General features: G+C 71.0%; 15 protein-coding genes. 9 read left to right on the top strand and 6 right to left on the bottom strand.

Translation table 11 applies throughout. The features are described from left to right. Positions 1 to 6: 6 nt before the first annotated feature. Both ABT158_RS34825 and ABT158_RS34820 read right to left on the bottom strand, forming a co-directional pair. Positions 7 to 1,644, bottom strand: coding sequence for an ABC transporter substrate-binding protein (locus tag ABT158_RS34825; RefSeq protein WP_352360863.1), 1,638 nt, complete (start codon positions 1,642 to 1,644; stop codon positions 7 to 9). A gap of 77 nt (positions 1,645 to 1,721) precedes the next feature. Beyond that, on the bottom strand, positions 1,722 to 4,235 hold the full coding sequence (locus ABT158_RS34820) for a collagenase (protein WP_352360861.1): 2,514 nt from the start codon (positions 4,233 to 4,235) through the stop codon (positions 1,722 to 1,724). A gap of 153 nt (positions 4,236 to 4,388) precedes the next feature. Between ABT158_RS34820 and ABT158_RS34815 the strand changes: the two genes are divergently transcribed. Continuing rightward, positions 4,389 to 5,345 (top strand): LysR family transcriptional regulator, encoded by a 957-nt coding sequence (locus ABT158_RS34815; protein ID WP_352360859.1) that lies wholly within the window; start codon positions 4,389 to 4,391, stop codon positions 5,343 to 5,345. 25 nt (positions 5,346 to 5,370) lie between these two features. On the opposite strand, the gene ABT158_RS34810 is transcribed toward ABT158_RS34815, so the two are convergent. The 4 genes from ABT158_RS34810 to ABT158_RS34795 form a co-directional block, all read right to left on the bottom strand. After that, complete coding sequence (locus ABT158_RS34810) at positions 5,371 to 7,362, bottom strand: ABC transporter ATP-binding protein (protein ID WP_352360857.1); 1,992 nt, start codon at positions 7,360 to 7,362, stop codon at positions 5,371 to 5,373. 12 nt (positions 7,363 to 7,374) lie between these two features. Next, complete coding sequence (locus tag ABT158_RS34805) at positions 7,375 to 8,280, bottom strand: ABC transporter permease (RefSeq protein ID WP_352324119.1); 906 nt, start codon at positions 8,278 to 8,280, stop codon at positions 7,375 to 7,377. Then, entirely contained in the window at positions 8,277 to 9,239 is a 963-nt protein-coding gene (locus ABT158_RS34800) for an ABC transporter permease (RefSeq protein ID WP_352360855.1), read from the bottom strand. Before ABT158_RS34800 ends, ABT158_RS34805 begins: the two co-directional genes overlap by 4 nt. 67 nt (positions 9,240 to 9,306) lie before the next feature. Beyond that, complete coding sequence (locus tag ABT158_RS34795; protein WP_352360853.1) at positions 9,307 to 11,118, bottom strand: peptide ABC transporter substrate-binding protein; 1,812 nt, start codon at positions 11,116 to 11,118, stop codon at positions 9,307 to 9,309. A gap of 220 nt (positions 11,119 to 11,338) precedes the next feature. Between ABT158_RS34795 and ABT158_RS34790 the strand changes: the two genes are divergently transcribed. From ABT158_RS34790 to ABT158_RS34755, 8 genes are all read left to right on the top strand, one after another. Next, the gene (locus ABT158_RS34790) at positions 11,339 to 12,487 is read left to right on the top strand and encodes an ROK family transcriptional regulator (protein WP_352360851.1); all 1,149 of its coding nucleotides are present in this window, start codon (positions 11,339 to 11,341) and stop codon (positions 12,485 to 12,487) included. A 17-nt stretch (positions 12,488 to 12,504) separates the two neighbouring features. After that, the gene (locus tag ABT158_RS34785) at positions 12,505 to 13,971 is read left to right on the top strand and encodes a M81 family metallopeptidase (RefSeq protein WP_352360849.1); all 1,467 of its coding nucleotides are present in this window, start codon (positions 12,505 to 12,507) and stop codon (positions 13,969 to 13,971) included. Between the two features lie 134 nt (positions 13,972 to 14,105). After that, positions 14,106 to 15,902, top strand: a complete 1,797-nt coding sequence (locus tag ABT158_RS34780; protein WP_352360847.1) for a S1 family peptidase — start codon at positions 14,106 to 14,108, stop codon at positions 15,900 to 15,902. Between the two features lie 133 nt (positions 15,903 to 16,035). Further along, positions 16,036 to 16,425: a VOC family protein gene (locus tag ABT158_RS34775; RefSeq protein ID WP_352360845.1), complete on the top strand. Its 390-nt coding sequence runs from the start codon at positions 16,036 to 16,038 to the stop codon at positions 16,423 to 16,425. Positions 16,426 to 16,635: 210 nt separating this feature from the next. After that, entirely contained in the window at positions 16,636 to 16,842 is a 207-nt protein-coding gene (locus ABT158_RS34770) for a cold-shock protein (protein ID WP_055509312.1), read from the top strand. A 181-nt stretch (positions 16,843 to 17,023) separates the two neighbouring features. Next, positions 17,024 to 18,838 carry an asparagine synthase (glutamine-hydrolyzing) gene (gene asnB, locus ABT158_RS34765; RefSeq protein WP_352360842.1) on the top strand — a complete coding sequence of 605 codons (1,815 nt, stop codon included), beginning with the start codon at positions 17,024 to 17,026 and terminating at the stop codon, positions 18,836 to 18,838. A 16-nt stretch (positions 18,839 to 18,854) separates the two neighbouring features. Beyond that, positions 18,855 to 19,748, top strand: coding sequence for an SseB family protein (locus ABT158_RS34760; RefSeq protein ID WP_352360840.1), 894 nt, complete (start codon positions 18,855 to 18,857; stop codon positions 19,746 to 19,748). After that, the gene (locus ABT158_RS34755) at positions 19,745 to 20,149 is read left to right on the top strand and encodes a UCP033725 family protein (RefSeq protein ID WP_352360838.1); all 405 of its coding nucleotides are present in this window, start codon (positions 19,745 to 19,747) and stop codon (positions 20,147 to 20,149) included. Before ABT158_RS34760 ends, ABT158_RS34755 begins: the two co-directional genes overlap by 4 nt. Positions 20,150 to 20,194: the final 45 nt, after the last annotated feature.

Below are 20,194 nucleotides of genomic sequence, written 5' to 3'. Positions count from 1 at the left end.
CGTTCCTCACTTCTGCCTCACCCCCAGGACGGCGAAGTCGAGCTGCCCGGACCAGACGGGATGGCCCACCGCGCCGGAGACGTCCTTGCCGACCAGGATCGGCTTGCGGTCCCACGCGTACGGCACCGCCGGCGAGGACTGCATGACCTGCCGGTCGAGCTCGACCCAGGCGGCTTCGGCGGCCTTCGGATCGCTCATGGCCTGGATCTCGTCGATGCGCTTCTGCACCGCCTCGTCGCGGAACTGCCAGACGTTGCCGGAGTTGCCCTTCTCGACGATCGTGCGCCCGTCGAACAGCAGCGGCAGGAACGTCGCCCCGGACGGGTAGTCGGGGCACCAGCCGTAGGTGAACAGGTCGGGCGTCTTGGCGGTGTCGCCGACGGTGTCGTAGTAGACCGAGGGATCGACGGGCGTGAGCACGACCTCGACGCCCGCCCGCTTCAGCGACGCCTGCACGGCCTCGCCGAGCGCCTTGTCGCCGGTCGAGATCGTCATCCGCACGTTCAGCGTCTTCCCGCCCAGCAGGGCCTTGGCCTTCTCGACGTCCCCGGTCGGCGGGAGGTGGAACACGTCCTGCGGCGTGCCGCCCGACAGGGCCGGCGGCAGGTAGGAGGTGGCGATCGAGGTCATGGCCGGGCCACCGGCGGCGGTCTGGAGCGCCTGCTTGTCCAGGGCGAAGTGCACCGCCTGCCGGGCCTTCAGGTCGTCGAAGGGCGGCTTGGAGGTGTTGAAGCCGATCATGTCGGTGCACCCCGACATGGCGTTGACCAGCCGGGACTTCACGTCCGGCCGGGGCAGGATCTTGGCCAGGCTGGCGGCGCTGACGTCGGTGTAGGCGATCGAGGTGGCGTCCTCGCCCCTGCTCTCGATGAGCCGGTCGTCGATCACGCCCTGCCGCAGGCCCTGCTTGACCACGATGCGGTCGGGCGCGGCCTTGCGCACCGGGTCGGTGGCCGCCGACCAGTGCGGGTTGCGGACCAGGACCATCTCCTTGCCCCGGTCGTAGCGCTCGATCTTGTACGGCCCGGAGGAGAAGGGCCGGTTGTCGTACTGCGCGCCGGTCTCCTTCGCGGCCGGCACCGGCGCGAACGTCGGCAGCGTCACCGTGGAGGAGAACTCGGCGACCGGCCGCTTGAGGCGGAAGACGATGGTCCGGTCGTCGGGGGTCTCGATCGAGTCCAGGTGCCGGCCCTTCAGCGGGCCCTTGTAGCCGTCGGCGCCGGCCAGGTAGAGCTGGGCGTAGTTGGGGCCGCCGGGCAGCTCGGGGGCGAAGGAACGCTCCACGTTGTACTTGATGTCCTTCGCGGTGACGGGGGTGCCGTCCTCGTACTTGACGCCGTCCTTGAGGGTGAAGGTCCACACCTTGCCGCCCTCGGAGGCGGTGCCCAGGTCGGTGGCCAGATCCGGGACGATCTCGTGGCTGCCCGCCTTGAAGGTGGTGAGGGTGCGGTAGAGCAGCCGGATGCCGAAGTCCATCTGGGGCATCGTCCAGTTGCGGGCCGGGTCCAGGTGGGAGAAGTCCTGGTTGGACAGGATCGTCAGGGTCCCGCCCCCGGCCGCCGTCGCCGGGGTGGCGGCCTTGCCGCCGCCGCAGGCCGCCACGCCGAGCAGGAGCCCCGCGGTCAGCACGTTACGGAGAGTCACGGATCACTCCAGTGAGGTGAGAGGGCCCGGGCCGGGACCGGCGGGAGAGGGTTCGCCGGCCCCGGCGCCCGGGCGGTCTAGTACTCGGTCTTGACGCTCGCGCCCGAGAAGGTCTGCGCGGCGTGGAGGCTGATGTAGTTGTAACCGGCGGGCGGGTTGTTGATCACCAGGGTCTCGGCGTTGCCCGACGCGGTGGAGCGCTGGGTGTAGGCCGAGGTGGTGGCCCAGGTGGCGGCGTTGTAGTAGAGGTCGGCGTTCCCGGTGCCGCCGGAGGCGGTGATGGTCAGCCTGGCCGTCCCGGCGGGCAGGTAGATGTAGAGGTAGGCGTAGTTGCCCTGGGTGGCCGACAGGTTGCTGCGCTTGCAGTTCTTGTCGAGCGTGCGGGTGTCGGAGGCGGTGCACTCCGGCGTCGAGCCGCCGCCGGTCGTCACCGTGACCTGCTTCGACGTCGTCGCGGTGGCGCCGCCGTTGTCGGTGACGGTCAGCGTGACGGTGTACGTGCCCTGCGCCGCGTAGGCGTGCGACGGGTTGGCCGCGGTGGAGGTGGCGCCGTCGCCGAAGTCCCAGCGGCGGGCGGCGATGGTGCCGTCGGAGTCGGTGGAGGTGTCGGTGAAGGCGGCCGTCAGCCCGCTGGCCGTGGAGGTGAAGCTCGCGGTGGGCGCCTGGTTGCCGGTGCCGCCACCGGAGCACGCCCCGGCCGCGCAGGCGGCGAGCCAGGTGTACCAGTCGGAGTCGTAGCGGCTGCCGAGCGTGCCGGTCAGGAACGACCTGGCGGTGCTCCACGCGCCGGTCCGGTACGAGCCGAGCAGCGTCGCGACGTCGGCCGGGTGCTTGTCGAACATGTAGCGGACGGCCAGGTAGCCCCACCGGTAGATGCGGGTGGTGTCATGGTCGTAGGTGGTGTTCCACAACGTGCTCAGCGCGTACGTGCGCTTGCCCGCCTCGGTGATCGCCGCGTCGTAGACGACCTTGCGGTAGGAGTAGGAGACGTACTCGGCGAAGCCCTCGATCCACCAGATGGTCGGCGTGCTCACCCCGGCGGTGAAGTCGCCGTACATGTCGAACCGGCCGTCGAGGTAGTGGGTGTACTCGTGGTTGAGGTTCCAGATCTGGAAGTCGGGGCGCAGCCACTCGGCCTCGTAGGCGATGAACCGGGGCTGGTTGCCCGCGGCGGCGGGATCGCCCTCCAGGTACATGCCGCCGTTGTTGGTGTCGATGCCGAACATCGCGCCGGCGTAGGTCTGGTAGTCGGTGCTGGAGTCGAAGACCACCACTTCCAGCGTGGTGTTGTTGTCGTTCGCGACCGGGCCGTTGTCCTTGACCAGGTTGTGGAAGAAGGCGTCCTGGTTGGCCAGGCTGGCGCAGGTGGCGGCGAGCTGGCTCGCGGTGACCTCCTGGGCCCGGATCCTGATGCTGGCGCTGCAGGTGTGGGTGATCGGCAGCACGGCGGCCGTCAGACGGGCGGCCAGGTCGCAGGTGCCGTAGGAGGAGCAGTTGGCCTTGTCGTAGGAGTCGGTCATCTCGGCCACGCCCACCCACAGCGGCGCGGTGGCGCCGGTCATGGCGCTGCGGCCGAGCAGGTTCTTGGCCAGCGGCCGGACGACGGCCTGCAACGCCGTGTGCTGCAGGAAGCGGCCCAGCTCGCGCCCGGCGTTGGAGACCAGGTAGGAGCGGTCGGTGCCGAGCATGCCGAGGTGGTTCGCGGCGAAGGAGTTCAGGGAGTCCAGGACGCTGCGGTCGGCCTGCACGGCGCTGACGAACGCGGGCACCTGGTGGCCGCGGAACAGCACGGTGTAGACGTTGTTGACCGCGTTGAGCATCCACCACGACGCGTCGTAGGAGCTGTTGTAGCCGTCGAGCAGGCGCTTGACCACGTACAGGTAGCGGTCGTTCTGCTCGGCGCTGTCGATGAGGGTGACGGCCTCGCTCAGCACCTCGCCGTTGGCGTCGCTGACGGTCGAGGACCGGGAACTGCCGAAGAAGGCGTCCAGGCCGGACCGGATCGCGGTGGTGAGCGCCTGGCCGTACGAGCCGACGTCGCCGGAGTTGTACCAGTGGACGTAGTAGCCGGCCCGCAGGTAGAGGACGAGCTGGGCGGTGCTGGTGGTGTTGTCGCCCGGGTAGTTCGCCGAGTTGTCGCGCAGGGCGTAGGCGACGGTCGTCATCTGCGCCTCGCGGAAGGCGTTGTAGGCGTCCGTGCCGGTCAGGTTGAACAGGGTGTTGACGCAGTCGGTGGCGCTGGCCTTGATCTGCTGGACCAGGGCGCTGCCGGTGCGGCTGGTGAAGTCGGAGACGTTGCAGGCGGCGGCCGCGGCGACGCTCTTGCGCGCCGACGGTCTGGCGTGCTCCGGCCGGGTGGCGGGTTGGTCGTAGTCGCGGCGGAGTGCGTCCTTGGCCGCGGGCTGGGGCGCCCGGTCACGGGTGTCGAGCCGGGACTTGGCGACGTGCGGGGCGTCGTCGGCCGGGACCGCGAGGCGGGCGGCCGGGGGCGGTTCGGCCGCCGCGCTCGCCGGTGTCGCGGCGAACGGCGGGAGTAGGGCTAATGCGGCCAGGGGGACGATCATCCGCCAGCCGTGCAGGACCTTGCGCACAAGAACCTCCGGGGGGTATCCGCATGGATGCGAGGTCGGGTACGAGTGTGCGGTCCGTCCGGAGGGCGTGGTCATACGACGCCGCATAAGTGTTGCCTATGGGCGTTCTCAATACGTCGCCAAGAGCCATCACATGTCACATAATCCTGAGCTATGGACCTGGATCTCCGGCATCTCCGAATGGTCTGTACGATCGCCGAGGCCGGCAGCGTGACCAAAGCGGCCGCACGCCTCGGGCTGTCCCAACCGGCGATCACCACCCAGCTCCGCAGGATCGAGGAGATGGTGGGCGGTGAGCTGTTCACCCGCAGCCGGAACGGCGTCGAACCCACCCAGCTCGGACGTCAGGTCATCGCCCGCGCCCGGATCGTCCTGTCGGAGATCGACTCGCTCTTCGGCGACCTGCACGACGCGAACCCGGCCGTCACCGGGCTGCGGCTCGGGTGCAGCCACCTGGCGTGCGTGGCCAGCGTGGTGGACCGGGTCGGCGAGGCGTTACCCGGCCGGTCGATCTCCCTGCGCATCGAGCCGTCCAGCGTGCAGCTCGCCGACGCGCTCACCCACGGCCAGCTCGACGCCGCGCTCATGGGCATGATCGAGGGGTTCGACGTGCCCCTCACGCCGCCGGTCGTCACCCGCACGCTGGTGCCCAGGTATCCCATCTTCGTGGCCATGGCCGCCGGGCACCCGCTGGCCGAGCAGGCCGAGGTGCACCTGTCCGACCTCAGGAACGAGCGCTGGATCAGCCCGCCCGGCGCCGACGACGGCTCGCTGGCCGCCCTGCGCGCCTCCTGCCGGGCCGCCGGCTTCGAGCCGGACGTGCGCTACGACGCCCCCAGCGGCGCCGGCCGCCCGCTGGTCGCCGCCGGGCTGGGCGTGCGCCTGGTGGACCCGACCTGGCCGGTGCCCGAGGGCACCGCCGTACGGCCGCTGGCAGGCGAGCCGCAGGTCGGGCACCTGGTCATGGCCTGGCGCAGGGACCTGATCGGTGCCGACGCGGCGGCGGCCATCTACCGCGGGCTCGCCGCCGCCTTCGAGGACCACATCGACGACAACCCCCTCTTCCGCCGGTGGTGGGACGAGCACCCGGGCGCCCATCCCCTCCGCTGACGGCCGCGACCGGCGCGCGTGGGCCTCACTCCGCCGTGCGCAGCGGGAAGTGGCAGGCCACCTGGTGCTCGCCGCCCGCCAGCGGCGGCTCGGTCGCGCAGATCTCCTGGGCGAGCGGGCAGCGCGTCCTGAACCGGCATCCCGAGGGCGGGTTCTGCGCGCTGGGCAGCTCGCCCTCGATGGCGACGCTGGTGCGCGGCGCCACGCCCGGCTCGGCCGAGGGCACGGCCTCGATCAGCGCCTGCGTGTACGGGTGCCGGGCCTTCCTGACGACGTCGCGGGCCGGCCCGACCTCGACGAGCTTGCCCAGGTACATGACGCCGATCCGGTCCGACATGTAGTCCACGACGGACAGGTCGTGGCTGATGAACACGTACGACAGGCCCAGCTCGCGCTGCAGGTCGCGCATGAGGTTGAGCACCTGGGCCTGGATGGACACGTCGAGCGCGCTCACTGGCTCGTCGCACACGATCAGCCGCGGCTCCAGGGCCAGCGACCTGGCCAGCCCGATGCGCTGGAGCTGGCCGCCGGAGAACTCGTGCGGGTAGCGGTCGAGCACCCGTCGCGGCAGGCCCACCTGGTCCAGCAGGGTGCCGATGCGGGAGCGGCGGCCGGCCCGGTCGCCGGCCTGCTGGATCTCCAGGGGCTCGGCCAGGATGGAGTCGATGCGCATGCGCGGGTTCATCGCCGCGTAGCTGTCCTGGAACATGAGCTGGACCCGCCGGTGCATGGCGCGGCGGGCGCGCCGGTCGAGCGTGGCGATGTCGGCGCCGTCCACCACGATCTGGCCGGAGGTGGGCTCCTCCAGGCCGACGATCAGCCGGCCCACGGTCGACTTGCCGCAGCCCGACTCGCCCACGAGCCCGAACGTCTCGCCGGGGCGCACGTCGAAGCCGACCCCCGCGACGGCGCTGACCTGCGGCGCCTTGCGGCCCAGCGAGCCCGTGCCGTCGTAGTTCTTGACCAGGTCGCGGACGGACAGGATCGGCGCGGCCCCGGCCTGCGGCCCGGCCCGGTCGGGCCGCGGCCCGGCGGCCTGGGCGCGCGCCCGCGGCTGGAGCACCGGGTGCAGGCAGGCGTGCTGGTGCTCGCCGTCGGACAGGGTCACGTCGGTGGTGCGGCACTCCTCGGTCGCGAAGCGGCAGCGGGGCGCGAACCGGCAGCCGGTCATCGGCCGGGACAGGTCCGGCGGCAGGCCGGGGATGCTGTAGAGCGCGCCGTCGTCGTGCTCGGCCGCGCCGGGCAGCGACTCCATGAGGGCCTCGGTGTAGCGGTGGCGCGGCTGCCGGAACAGCTCGGCGGTGGTCGCGGCCTCCACCACGCGGCCGGCGTACATGACGGCGACCCGGTCGGCGCGGCTGGCGATCACGCCCAGGTCGTGGGTGACCAGGATGACCGCCATCTGGAACTCTTCGCGCAGGTCGTCGATGAGTTCCAGGATCTGGCGCTGGGTGGTGACGTCGAGGGCGGTGGTCGGCTCGTCGGCGATGAGCAGCCGGGGCGAGCAGACCAGGGCCATGGCGATGACCACGCGCTGGCGCATGCCGCCGGAGAGCTGGTGGGGGTAGGCGTCGGCGATCTTGTCGGGACGCGGCATGCCGACCCGGCGCAGGATCTCCACGGCCCGCTCGCGCGCCTCGGCCTTGCCGACGCCCTGGTGCACCCGGAGCGGCTCGGCGACCTGGGCGCCGATGCGCATGGTGGGGTTGAGCGAGGTGAGCGGGTCCTGGAACACCATGCCCATCTCGACGCCGCGGATCCTGCGCATCTCGGCCGGCGGCAGGGACAGCAGGTCGCGGCCCTCGAACAGGATCTCGCCGCCGACGACGCGGCCGCCGGACGGCAGCAGGCCCATGATCGACAGGGCGGTCATGGTCTTGCCGCTGCCCGACTCGCCGACGATGCCGAGCGTCTCGCCCTGCCGCACCTCCAGGTTGACGTGGTCGAGGGCGTGCACGACGCCCTGACGCAGCGGGATGTCGGTGCTGACGTCGCGCAGGCGCAGCAAAGGGCTCATGTTCCGTTCCTCCTAGCGCCGCCGGAGGCGGACCTCGAAGACGTCCCTCAGCCCGTCGCCGATGAAGTTGAAGGCGAGGACGATGAGGATGATGGCGATCCCGGGCGGGTACAGCAGCCACCAGTAGCCGCTGTAGGTGTTGGCGAGGCCGTCGGAGAGCATCCCGCCCCAGTTCGCCGCGGGTGGCGGCACGCCGAGGCCGAGGAAGGACAGGTAGGCGACGTACAGGATGGCGTCGGCGACCTGGAAGGTGGCGTTGACGATCACGGTGCCGATGGCGTTGGGGATGATGTGCCGCCGTACGGCCCGGCCGCCGGTGCCGCCCATCGACCGCATGGCCTGGACGTACTCGCGCGAGCGCAGGGTCAGCGCCTCGCCGCGGACCAGCCGGGCCGGGCCCAGCCAGGCGAAGGCGCCGATGATGAGGATGAGCATCGGCACGGTCGGCGTGACGATGGTCGCCATCAGCATGAACAGGAACAGCGAGGGGATCGACATCATCGCGTCGACCACCCGCATCATGGCCGCGTCCACCCAGCCGCTGGTGAAGCCGGCGATGGCGCCCCAGATCGTGCCCACGACCGTGGCCAGCACGCCGGCGGCCAGCCCGACGACGATGGACGTCTGCCCGCCGAGCAGCAAGCGGCCGAGCTGGTCGTAGCCGACGCCGTCGGTGCCCAGCGGGTGGCCCGGGGTGCCGGGGGGCAGGTAGACCGAGGCGAGGTCGGTGTGCACCTGGTCGGTCCGGTAGAACAGCGGGCCGAGGAAGCACAGGCCGCCCAGCACGATGAAGATGATCAGGCCCAGCAGGGCGAGGCGGTTCTCGGCGAAGACGGTCAGCGCCTGACGCCACTGGCCGCGTACGGGCGCCTCTTCGGCGGGGACCGGGGTTCCGGTCGCCTCGGCGGACGCGGTCATGAGCGGGCCGCCGTCCTGAGCCGGACGCGCGGATCGACGGCGGCGTACAGCAGGTCGGCGAGCAGGGCGCCGAGCACGGTCGCGATCGCGATGATCAGCGTGACGCCGAACAGGATCGGGAAGTCCCGCTTCAGCGCCGCCTGCCAGAACAGCTGGCCCATGCCGGGGTAGTTGAACAGGGCCTCGACGACCAGGGCGCCGCTGAACAGCGCGGGCAGGTACATCCCGAGCAGGGTGATGACCGGGAACAGGCCGTTGCGCAGCGTGTGCCGGGCGACGACGCGCGCCTCCGACAGGCCCTTGCTGCGGGCGGTGCGCACGTAGTTCTCGTTGAGGTTGTCGACCATCGAGGAGCGCACGTACCGCGAGTAGACGGCGACGGTCACGACGGCGAGCGTGATGGTGGGCAGGACGAGCCCGGCCGGGTCGGCCAGCACCTCACCGAGGGTGAACCCCTGCGAGGCCTCCGGCGGCAGGATCGGCCAGACCTGCGAGAAGAGAATGATCATCATGAGACCCATGAAGAAGATCGGCGTGGCGTAGGCCAGCAGCGACAGGGTGGTGATCGTGTAGTCGGGCCACCGGTTGCGCCGCATCGCCTGGACGACGCCGAGCGGGATGGCGACGACGACGGCCAGCATCGTCGAGAACAACGACAACACCATGGTCTTGGGCAGCCGCTGGCCGATGGCCTCGGCCACCGACTGGTTGAGCTGGAAGGAGTAGCCGAGGTCGCCGCGCAGGAGGCGGCCGATGTACATGACGTACTGCTGGATCCAGGGGCGGTCGTAGCCCATTTCGTGGTCGAACGCCGCGAGCTGGGCCAGCGTCGCGTCCTTGCCCAGGGTGGCCCGCGCCGCGCCGCCCGGCAGGAGATGCAGGATGACGAACGTGATCATCGTGACCAGCACGACGATGATCAGGGCCTGGCCCAAGCGGGTGATCAGATACCGGGCCACGCGGGGCCCCTCCTTGTTCCAGGGACCCCGGCGACCCCCGCACGGGCCGCCGGAGTCGGGGACGGTCTCAGCTCTTCCAGGACCAGTCCTGGAAGAACATGTTGTTCATCGGGTCCTGCGTGACGCCCTGGAGCCCGGCGCGGTACGCCGAGATCTGGTAGACGGGGTTCGGCATCCACAACACCGGCAGGTCCTGGGCCAGCCGGTCGTTGTACGCCTTGAGCGTCGCCTCGTCGTCGGCGAACTGGGTGGCCTCGATGAGCTTGTCGGCCTCGGGGTCGCTGTAGCTGCCCAGGTTGACCGGGGCGTCGGTGGCGAACAGCCGCTCGCCGCTGGGGAAGGCCGGGTAGTACCAGCTGCCCTGCGAGCCGAAGAACGACATGTCCCACGAGCAGTTGGAGTCCGACGGCTTGCACGCCGGGGTGACCGCGACCGAGTCCGGCACTTCCTTGATGGTGAGCTGGATGCCCAGCTTCGACATCTGGGACTTGATCTCGGCGAACATCTTGGTCGTCGCGGCGAAGCCGGTCTGGCTGGTGACGGTGAAGGCCAGCTTCGCGCCGGACTTGACGCCCTCGCCGCACTGGTCGGCGCCGGTGCCCGGCTTCTGGCAGGTCGTCTGCCCGTCGGGGGTCACCTGCCAGCCGTGGCTCTCCAGGAGCTGCTTGGCCTTGGCCGGGTCGAAGGGGTAGGCACAGCCTTCGCTGGAGCCGTTCGTGCCGGGCTTGGCCGGGACGGGCCCGCAGGTCGGGGCCGCCATGCCGGACCAGATGGCCTTGCTGATGGTCGGCTGGTCGATGAGCGACTGCAGGGCCTGACGCAGGTAGAGCTGCTTGAACAGGGGGCCGGAGTCGGGGTTGTTGAAGTTGAGCTGCAGGTAGGTGATGGACCAGCCGTACCAGGGGGCGATCTGGTAGCCCTTCGACTCCAGGTACTTCTGCTGCGACAGGTTGGCCGGCGGCACGTAACCGTAGTCGATCTGGCCGGCGCGCAGCACGTTGAACTCGGCGTCGTCGCTGGTGAAGGGGCGCAGCGTGACCGACTTGAGCTTCGGCTTGTCGCTGCCGGAGTAGTTCGCGCGGGCGGTGAGGACGACCTCGCCGTTCGGCACGTACTTCTCCAGCTTCCACGGGCCGCTGTTGACCTGCCACAGCTCGTTGGTCGCGTACGTCTTGGGGTCCTTCGACGCGGCGGTGAGGAAGTCGAAGACCTTCCTGGCGCCCTCGGGGGTGGTGTCGAGGTCGCTCACCTTGCCGGTGGCCGAGTCCTTGTCCCAGACGTGCTGGGGCAGCGGCACGATGCGGTTGAGCTGGTTGCCGACGAACCACCCGGTGTTGTACGTCTTCGTGGTCGTCAGGGAGAAGGTCTTGTCGTCCTTCACCTTGAACTCGGCGATGTTGTCCGGGAAGCCGCCCTCCCGGTAGGACGCCCACTTGTCCTTGTTCGCGGTGACGAGGTTCCACCAGAACTGGATGTCACGGGTGGTGACGGGCTTGCCGTCGGACCACGTGTTGTCCTTCAGCGTGATCGTCAGCGTCTTGCCGCCGTCGCTCACCTCGGGCGGTTCGGCCATCGAGCGCCCGGGGTCGATGTTGTACTTCGCCGAGCCGTCCAGCAGGTACTCGTACAGGTGACGGTACTGGGCGGAGCCGAAGATGACGTTCTCGCCCTGGGTGAAGCCGGGTGCCGAGATCGGCAGGATCCAGTTCGGGGTCCTGAGGGCGACGGTCACGCCGTCCTTGCTCTGGCCCCCGCTCTGGGCGCCCTTCTGCGCGCCGCCGGCGGACCCGCTGCACGCGGTCAGCGCCAGCCCGAGGGCCAGCACGCCCGCCAGGGCGCCGGTGCCGCGGAGCCCGCGCCGGTGGAATCTGCTCCCCATGGGATCTCCTCGGTTGACGTCGCACGGCGCCCTGCGCTTACCGGGGGCCTGGTGCGTTCGATGCGGAGAATGTATAGATGGTCCCGCACGAAGTCAACGGAACTAATTCGCTTTGTTCGCTGACTTCTTTCGGTTTAGAGTCGAAGTCGCCGGTGCCTCATGATGGGGCTCTGTTGCGACGACGGGCCCGCCGGGGAAACCGGCCTGAAAGAGGAGCGGCATGCCGGAGCCATCGAGTCCCGCCAACCTGCGTGAGCAGGCGCTCAGCCTCTTGGCCAGCGGTGCGGCGACGTCGCGCGCCGATCTGGTGGAGACCCTCCAGGTGGCTCCGTCCACGGTCTCCAGCGTGGTCCGGCGGCTGCTGGAGGAGGGCGCCATCCTGGAGGAGGGCGTCGGCCGCTCCACCGGCGGGCGGCGGCCGCGGATCCTGCGGCTGCGCGATGTCCCGGGCGCCTTCGCGGTGTCCGAGCTGGGCGCCCAGCACGCGCGCGTGGGGCTGTGCGCGCCCGACGGCCGGCTGCTGGCCGTACGCGAGATCGCCACCGACATAGCGGAAGGGCCCGGCCAGGTCTTCGACGCCATCTGGCGGGCGTACGAGCAGCTCAGCACGGCCAAGGCCCCCGGCCAGACGCTGCTCGGCATCGGCCTCGCGCTGCCCGGCCCGGTCGAGCACCCGCACGGCCGGCTGATCGGCCCGGCCCGGATGCCCGGCTGGAACGGCTTCGACGCCCAGACCCACCTGAGGGAGCGCTTCGGCGTGCCCGCGGTCGTCGACAACGACGCCAAGGCCGCCGCCATCGGCGAGTACGTCAGCCGGGGCCGCGACCCCGGCGACATGATCTACGTCAAGGCCGGCACCGGCATCGGCGGCTGCCTGGTCAGCGGCGGCCAGATCTACCGCGGCGGCCGCGGCCTCAGCGGCGACGTCACCCACGTGCGGGTGGCCGACAGCGGCGAGCGCGAGTGCTCCTGCGGCAGCCGCGGCTGCCTGGAGACGGTGGCCAGCGGCGCCGCCCTGGTCCGCCAGCTCAAGGACCGCGGCCTGCGGGTCAGCACGCCGCGCGACGTCGTCGCCGCCACCGTCGACGCCGAGCCGTCCGTGGTGACCCTGGTGCGCCACGCCGGCGAGCTGCTCGGGGTCGCCCTGTCCGGCCTGGTCAACTTCCTCAACCCCGACGCCGTCGTCATCGGCGGCGCGCTGTCCAGCCTCGACGTCTACGTGGCCGCCGCCCGGAGCATGCTCTACAAGCGCTGCCTGCCGTCCATGACCCAGTCACTGTCCATCGAGGCCAGCGCCGCCGGCCCGGACGCCGCCCTGATCGGCCTCGGGCACCTCGTGCGTGCCTCGGCCGACGTCCGTCCCTCCTAGGCAAGGAGCCCCCGCCCGTGTCCCGTCCCCTCCGCGTCGCCGTCGGCGGCGTGCACATCGAGTCCAGCACCTTCTCCCCGCACCTGAGCACCGCCGCCGACTTCGAGGTCACCCGCGGTGACGCCCTGCTCGCGCGGTACGGCTGGCTCGCCGAGCCGTGGGCGGCCGACGTCGAGTGGATCCCGCTCGTGCACGCCCGCGCCCTGCCCGGCGGGGCCGTGGCCAGGGAGACCTACGACGCCTGGGCGGCCGAGATCGCCGCCGGGCTGGCCTCCGCGGGCCCGGTGGACGGCGTCCTGCTCGACATCCACGGCGCGATGAGCGTGGTCGGGCTGGAGGACGCCGAGGGCGACCTGATCACGGTGGTCCGCTCGGTGACCGGCGGGCAGCCGTTCGTCTCGGCGGCCATGGACCTGCACGGCAACGTCTCCCACCGGTTCTTCGCCGGCTGCGACCTGCTCACCTGCTACCGCACCGCCCCGCACGTCGACGTCTGGGAGACCCGCGAGCGCGCCGCGCGCAACCTGGTGGCGGCCCTGCGCCGCGGGCAGCGTCCGCACAAGGCCCTCGTGCACGTGCCGATCCTGCTGCCCGGCGAGATGACCAGCACGCGCGTCGAGCCGGCCAAGGGCCTGTACGCCCGCGTCCCCGAGATCGAGGCCAGGGACGGCGTCATCGACGCGGCCATCTGGATCGGCTTCGCCTGGGCCGACGAGCCCCGCTGCCGCGGCGCGGTGGTCGCCACCGGCACCGACGCCGCCGCCACCGCCGCGGCCGCCCGCGAGCTGGGCGAGCAGTTCTGGGCGGCGCGCGACGCGTTCACCTTCGTCGCGCCCACCGGTTCCATGGACGAATGCCTCGACCAGGCGCTGACCGCGGTCAAGGACCCGGCCCGGCGGCCGTTCTTCATCAGCGACTCGGGCGACAACCCCGGCGCGGGCGGCGCCGACGACGTCACCTTCGCCCTCGAACGCATGCTGGCCCGTCCCGAGATCGCCGGCGGCTCGGTCCGCGCGGTGTACGCCTCGCTGGTCGATCCCGAGGCCGTGGCCCAGGTCGCCGGCCTCGCGCCGGGCTCGCCGGTCAGCCTGCGCGTCGGCGGCCGGATCGACGCCCGCGAGCCGGGGCCGCTGCCGATCGAGGGCGTGCTGGAGGCGGTCGCCGACGACCCCGACGGCGGGTTGTGCGTCAGCGTGCGGGTGGGCGGTCTGAGCGTGTTCGTCACCTCCCGGCGCATGCAGTACCGCGAGCTGGCCTCCTACGCCCGGCTGGGCGTCCAGGTGGACGACGTCGACCTGGTGACGGTCAAGATCGGCTACCTGGAGCCCGAGTTGTTCGACGCGGCGGGCGACTGGCTGCTCGCGCTCACGCCGGGCGGGGTCGACCAGGACCTACAGCGCCTGCCGTACGAGCGCCTGGCCCGCCCGGTCTTCCCCCTCGACCGCGACTTCGACGCCGACCTCACCATGATCACCGGCTCATAGCCGCCCTGCCGGCCCGCCCCCTCCGGCACCGGACCTGGCAGGGCTTGGAGGGGGCTCCCAGTCGGCTCCAAGCCAGGAACAAGAGGGCTAACTCATCATTTCCGCCTGTGAGCGGATATTTCAGAAAAAGGCTGATGAGGGTCGCCGCGGGTGCGGCGGTCGTCGCGGCGGTCATGCTGCCCGCGCTGCCGGCGGCCGCCGACGGCGCCCCCGACGAGCGGCCCGACATCCCGGTCGGCACCTGGCTGGCGGCGCGTACGCAACCCGCGGTGCAGCTGACCAGCTTCACCTACACGGCGACGGTGTCCGTCCCGTCCAACACGATCAACGAGGCGGCCTACAACCAGATCGTCCAGGAGGCCGTCACCGCCGTCCAGTCCGGCAAGATCTCCTCGGACGAGCGCAGCATCGGCAAGTGGGTCTTCCAGCAGATCGCCGCCAACGTGGACACCTACGTTTCCTCGACCACGCCGATGCGCACGGTCGAGGCCGAGGTCGGCGGCATGTGCACCGGCTGGTGGGTCACCCCCGACGGCTACATGGTCACCGGCGCGCACTGCGTCCAGGTCGGCGAGACCGAGCTCAGCCAGCTCTTCGCCCAGCAGGCGCTGGCCAAGTTCAACAAGCAGGACGCCAAGGAGATCATCAGCGGCCTGGGCGACCTCAAGAACGACGAGGAGATCCTCAAGCTCGCCCAGCAGATCTACGTCACGTTCAACTCGACCCACATGCAGCTCAGCAACCTCAAGCAGAGCCTGTCGGTCATGCAGAGCCTGCCCGGCGGCGGCGTGGACAAGACGGCCAAGGCGGTCCCGGCCGAGCTGGTGTCGGTGGGCGAGAGCTACCCGGGCAAGGACTTCGCGCTGCTCAAGGTGAACGGCCAGCAGAACCTGCCGACCGTGCCGCTCGGCGACGACGCCGACGTGCGCACCGGTGACACGCTCTACATCAGCGGCTTCCCCGGCCTGGTCACCAACACGCCGTTCTTCAGCCTGGAGTCGAAGCTGGAGCCGGCCCTGACCGAGGGCCCGTACAACGCCAAGCGCACCACGCAGACCGGCGTGCCGTACATCCAGACGCAGGCGCCGTCCTACCACGGCAACTCCGGCGGGCCGGTGTTCAGCAAGGACGGCAAGGTCGTCGGCATGCTGATCGCGGGCACGGTGAGCGAGGGCGGCGAGGCGTCGGAGAGCGAGAGCTTCGTCCTGCCGGTCGGCATCATCAAGGAGAAGCTCGGCGAGAAGAACGTCAAGCCCGCCCAGGCCGTCACGACGACCCGGTACAACGAGGCGCTCAACGACTTCTTCCGGCACTACTACTCCGACGCGCTGCCGAAGTTCCGCGAGGTGCAGGCGCTGTTCCCGAACCACCCGTACGTGGCCAAGTACATCAGCGACTCCCAGCAGGCGATCTCCGCGGGCAAGGACGAGACGCCCAAGCCGATCCTCATGTGGGTGCTGATCGCCGGCGGCGTGCTGCTGCTCCTGGTGCTGGTCGCGGTCGTGGTCAAGGTCCTGCGGGGACGCCGGCGGCCCCAGCCGGCCATCGTCTCGCCCCAGCCCGGGTACGGCGCGGTGCCGCCGCCCCCGTGGCAGCAGCTCCCCGCGGCCCAGGCCCAGCTCTCGCCGCCGGTGCAGCCGATGCAGCCGGCCCAGAGCCCGTACGGCCACGGCGGCGACGGCTACGGCCCCGGCGGGTACGGCGCGAACGGCCACGCCGCGAGCCCGTACGGCTCGGCCCCGGACGCCCACTTCCACCAGCCCCCTCACCAGCAGCCCTCCTACGAGCAGCCCGGCGGCGACCAGACCAGGTCCGTGCGCTACGGCCAGTTCAGCCCGCCCGCGGACCCCAGGTCCGGGCAGGTCGCGGACCTGGAACGGCAGATCGCCGACCTCCAGCGCCGGCTCGGCGACCAGCCCCCGAACGCCTGACGGGCCCGCGTGAGCCAGGTCCCGCCAGACACGTCAGGATGCGTGGCCCCGGAACCCCATGACGGGTTCCGGGGCCACGACGTGCGCCCGGCGGATCCGGGCCACAGCGCCCGCCGCGGCCTACGATGACCTCGTGGACGTGCTGAGCAGCCGCGTGCTCCTGCGGCCGACCGACCCCGCCCGGACCCGCCGCTTCTACGCCGACACCCTCGGCCTGGCGGTCTACCGCGAGTTCGGCCCCGACGACGACCCCGGCGTGGTGTTCTTCCTGGGCCAGGGTTTCCTTGAGGTCGCCGGGCGTTCCGACGGCCCCGCGACCGGCGGCTCGCTGTCGATCTGGTTGCAGGTGCGCGACGTCGGGCGCGAGGAGGAGCGCCTGCGGCAGGCGGGCGTCACGGTGCTGCGCGAGCCGCGGCTGGAGCCGTGGGGCCTGGTCGAGATGTGGATCGCCGACCCCGACGGCCATCGCATCGTGCTGGTGGAGGTGCCGCCCGGCCATCCGCTGCGCCGCGATCCGCGGTGAGGCCCCTGAGTTTGCATCCCGCACGGACCGTGTGCTAGCTTAGGTCGCGTTGCAGTTGTGGTACCCATAAAAGACTTTGTGCGCACCTGAAAGGGCTGGATCTTCAGGTGCGTTTTATGTTTTCCGGTCATCTCCGGGATGGGCTCATCGCGGCGACACGGGAATCCGCGCGGTGCGGATTCCGTCTCTGCACATCTGAAGGAGATAGTTATGGCTACCGGTACCGTGAAGTGGTTCAACTCGGAAAAGGGCTTCGGCTTCATCGCGCAGGACGGCGGCGGCGCCGACGTCTTCGCCCACTACTCCAACATCGTCTCCAACGGTGGCTACCGTGAGCTGACCGAGGGCCAGAAGGTGGCCTTCGACGTCGTGCAGGGCCAGAAGGGCCCGCAGGCCGAGAACATCGTTCCCGCCTGACCTCACGCAGCCCGCGTCTGGGCCCGCACCCTCTCCGGGGTGCGGGCCCAGACCGCTTTCAGGGGGCATTTGATCGGGTATGGACCGATCAGCTCTGCGCGGTTATGTTGCGAGTGCGTCAGGCAAGTTGTCAGACCGACGCCGAGGAGCACCACAGGACTGCGTCTGAGAGGACCCTCGCATGTGCGGCATCGCCGGATGGGTGGACTTCGACCGCGACCTGACCAGCGAACGGGCCACCGCCCTCGCCATGACCGCGACCATGAGCTGCCGGGGCCCCGACGACCAGGGCCTGCACCTCGAACCGCACGCCGCGCTCGGCAACCGCAGGCTCGCCGTCATCGACGTCGATGGCGGCCACATGCCGATCGAGGCCGAGGGCCTGGCCGTCATCACCTACAGCGGCGAGGTCTACAACTTCCGCGAGCTGCGCGAGGAACTGGCCGCCAAGGGCCACCGCTTCCGCACCAGGAGCGACACCGAGGTCGTGCTGCGCGGCTACCTGGAATGGGGAGAGGGCGTCGCCGACCGGATCAACGGCATGTACGCCTTCGCCGTCTGGGACGAGCGCTCCCAGGAGCTCGTGCTGATCCGCGACCGCATGGGCATCAAGCCGCTGTTCTACTACCCCCTGCCCAACGGCGTGCTGTTCGGCTCCGAGCCCAAGGCGATCCTGGCCAACCCGCTGGCCCCGCCCGTGGTCGACCTCGACGGCCTGCGCCAGCTCCTCAGCATGGCCACCGTCCGGCAGCGGTCGGTCTACAAGGGCCTGTGCGAGCTGCCGCCCGGCCACCTGCTGCGCGTGGGCCGGCAGGGCGCGCGGCTGCGCCGCTACTGGTCGCTGGAGGGCCGCGAGCACACCGACGACCTCGACACGACCGTACGCACGGTGCGCGAGCTGCTCGACGACATCGTCGGCCGGCAGCTGATCTCCGACGTGCCGCTCTGCACGCTGCTCTCCGGCGGCCTCGACTCCAGCGTCGTCACCGCGCTGGCCAGGACGCACGGCCCGATCCGCTCCTTCGCCGTGGACTACGCCGGCTACGCCGAGCACTTCCGGGCCGACGAGTACCGCGGCGACCCCGACCGGCCGTTCGTGCGGATGCTGGCCGACCACGTCGGCTCCGAGCACACCGACATCGTCCTCGGACCGGCGGAGCTGGCCGACCCCGGGCTGCGGGCCTCGGTCGTCCGGGCCTGGGACGCGCCGAGCTTCCTTGGCGACATGAACTCCTCCCTCTACATGCTGTTCCGCGCCATCCGCGAGCATTCGACCGTGGCGCTGTCCGGCGAGTCCGCCGACGAGATCTTCGGCGGGTACGCCTGGTTCCACCTGCCGCAGACGGTCGAGGCCGACACCTTCCCGTGGCTGGCGATGGTGATGCGCGAGCAGCAGCCGACCGACATGCTCGACAAGTCGCTGGTCCGGCAGCTCGACCTGGACGCCTACACCGCCGACGGCTACCGTACGGCGCTGGCCGAGGTGCCCCACGTGGCCGGGCAGGACGCCCGCGAGCGGCGCATGCGCGAGATCTGCTACCTGCACCTCACCCGCTTCCTGCCCTTCCTGCTCGACCGCAAGGACCGGATGAGCATGGCCGTCGGGCTGGAGGTGCGCGTGCCGTTCTGCGACCACCGGCTGGTCGACTACGTGTTCAACACGCCCTGGTCGATGAAGACGTTCGACGGCAGGGAGAAGAGCCTGTTGCGGGCGGCCGGGGCCGACCTGCTGCCCGAGCCGATCGTGCGCCGGGTCAAGGCCCCGTACCCGGTGACCCAGGACGTGGGCTACGAGCAGGCGCTCCGGGACGCGCTGCGCGAGCTGGCCGCCGACAAGGACGCCCCGGTGCTGCAACTGCTCGACGCCGACGCCGTCCGCGAGGCCGCCTTCGCGCCGGCCGAGAAGGTGACGACCACGATGAGCAGGTACGGCCTGGAGCTGGCGCTGGATCTGAACGTCTGGCTGACCTCCTACGGCGTGCGCCTGGAGGTGTAGCGGGCACACTGGGCGGATGACGTCCACTGATCATCTGCCGGCCACGCCGTTCGAGGAACAGTTGTGGGCGGCCCACCAGGACGGGCGGACCGCCCTGTGCCTGGGCCTGCTCCGCGACGCCGACCTGGCGTTGCCGATCACCGCCGCCGCGGCGGCCGGGACCGAGCCGCCCGCGTGGGCGACGGCCACGGACTCCGGCCGTACGTGGGTGCTCGCCTTCACCTCGGTCGAGGCGATGGTGACCGCGACCGGCGGCCTGGCCACGCACTGCCGGATCGTCTCGCCCGCCGAGCTGGCGGCCGGCTGGCCGGACCCGCGATGGGGCCTGGCGGTCAACCCGGGCCTCGGGGCCTCGTTCCTGCTGGAGCCGGGGACGCTGGCCAGGCTGGCGGTGCCCACGCTCGTCCAGGACCTGCGGCTCGCGCCCGGGTCGGGGGTGCCGGTGGTGCAGAAGCTGCTGTCCCCTGCCGACATCGGCGTCCTGCTGGCGACGGCCGAGCCGCGCGTCTCCGGCTACTGCCACCACGCCCTCGACGTCTCGCACATCGCCACGCCCACGGTGCTGGCCGACGCGCTGGGGCAGCCCGGCATGCTGACCGACAGCGGCTCGCTGAACATCCTGCGCTGGCATCCCGTCGGCCTCGACCTCTACCGCACCCCGTACGGCGGGCTCGACGAGCAGGGCCGGGACGCGGTGGCCGGCTGGGTGGTCGAGGAGCCGCCGTTCGTGGGCATGGGCCTGGTGCCCAACGTCGACCAGGTCATCCGCGAGTACAAGGTGTACGGCGTCGGCCTGCCGCACGGCGCGGAGATCTGGGAGCTCACCAACGAGGGCACCGAGCACCGGCGTGCGCTCTACCACGGTGACCTGCGGCGATGGCTGCTGATCGGCCGGAAGGCGGCGGCATGACCTGGCACTTCTACCGCGCCCACTGGCAGGGCGCCGACTACGTGGCCAGCCCCGAGCCGCACCCGCTGGAGCTGTGGGTACGCCTGCGCGCCACCGGCCCGGCCGACGGCTTCGAGGAGGTCGAGCCCGGCTGCCACGTCCGCACGGTGCCGTTCGCCGAGTGCGCGTCCCTGCAGTTCGTCACCACGGAGTGCACGTGGCGGGGCGAGCGGTTCCAGGTGCACGACGAGCGGGACGGCCTGCTCCTGCTCGAATACCTGGGTGGTTCCGCGCCCGCGGCGCTCGCGCTGGGGCTGGAGCGGGTCGAGCGGGGCGTGTACCGGGCGTGGGCCCCGCGGACGGAGATCACCGAGCTCCGCGAGGAAGTTGTGGCGATAAGTCCACAAGATGGGCCTTTTTGAGGATTGGCTCTTGTCTCCTGTTGTTCATGTGACAGAAACTGGCCT

Source organism: Nonomuraea sp. NPDC001636 (assembly GCF_040298265.1).
Classification (GTDB): Bacteria; Actinomycetota; Actinomycetes; order Streptosporangiales; family Streptosporangiaceae; genus Nonomuraea.
Note: the sequence above shows the minus strand (reverse complement) of the source record. Positions and strands in the feature narration are given on the sequence as shown.

Excerpts from the sequence above, each read along its gene's own strand:
- ABT158_RS34810 (WP_352360857.1), bottom strand. The coding sequence starts at position 7,362 with ATGAGCCCTTTGCTGCGCCTGCGCGACGTCAGCACCGACATCCCGCTG.
- asnB (WP_352360842.1), top strand. The coding sequence starts at position 17,024 with ATGTGCGGCATCGCCGGATGGGTGGACTTCGACCGCGACCTGACCAGC.
- ABT158_RS34770 (WP_055509312.1), top strand. The coding sequence starts at position 16,636 with ATGGCTACCGGTACCGTGAAGTGGTTCAACTCGGAAAAGGGCTTCGGC.
- ABT158_RS34805 (WP_352324119.1), bottom strand. The coding sequence starts at position 8,280 with ATGACCGCGTCCGCCGAGGCGACCGGAACCCCGGTCCCCGCCGAAGAG.
- ABT158_RS34760 (WP_352360840.1), top strand. The coding sequence starts at position 18,855 with ATGACGTCCACTGATCATCTGCCGGCCACGCCGTTCGAGGAACAGTTG.
- ABT158_RS34780 (WP_352360847.1), top strand. The coding sequence starts at position 14,106 with ATGAGGGTCGCCGCGGGTGCGGCGGTCGTCGCGGCGGTCATGCTGCCC.
- ABT158_RS34790 (WP_352360851.1), top strand. The coding sequence starts at position 11,339 with ATGCCGGAGCCATCGAGTCCCGCCAACCTGCGTGAGCAGGCGCTCAGC.
- ABT158_RS34795 (WP_352360853.1), bottom strand. The coding sequence starts at position 11,118 with ATGGGGAGCAGATTCCACCGGCGCGGGCTCCGCGGCACCGGCGCCCTG.
- ABT158_RS34755 (WP_352360838.1), top strand. The coding sequence starts at position 19,745 with ATGACCTGGCACTTCTACCGCGCCCACTGGCAGGGCGCCGACTACGTG.
- ABT158_RS34815 (WP_352360859.1), top strand. The coding sequence starts at position 4,389 with ATGGACCTGGATCTCCGGCATCTCCGAATGGTCTGTACGATCGCCGAG.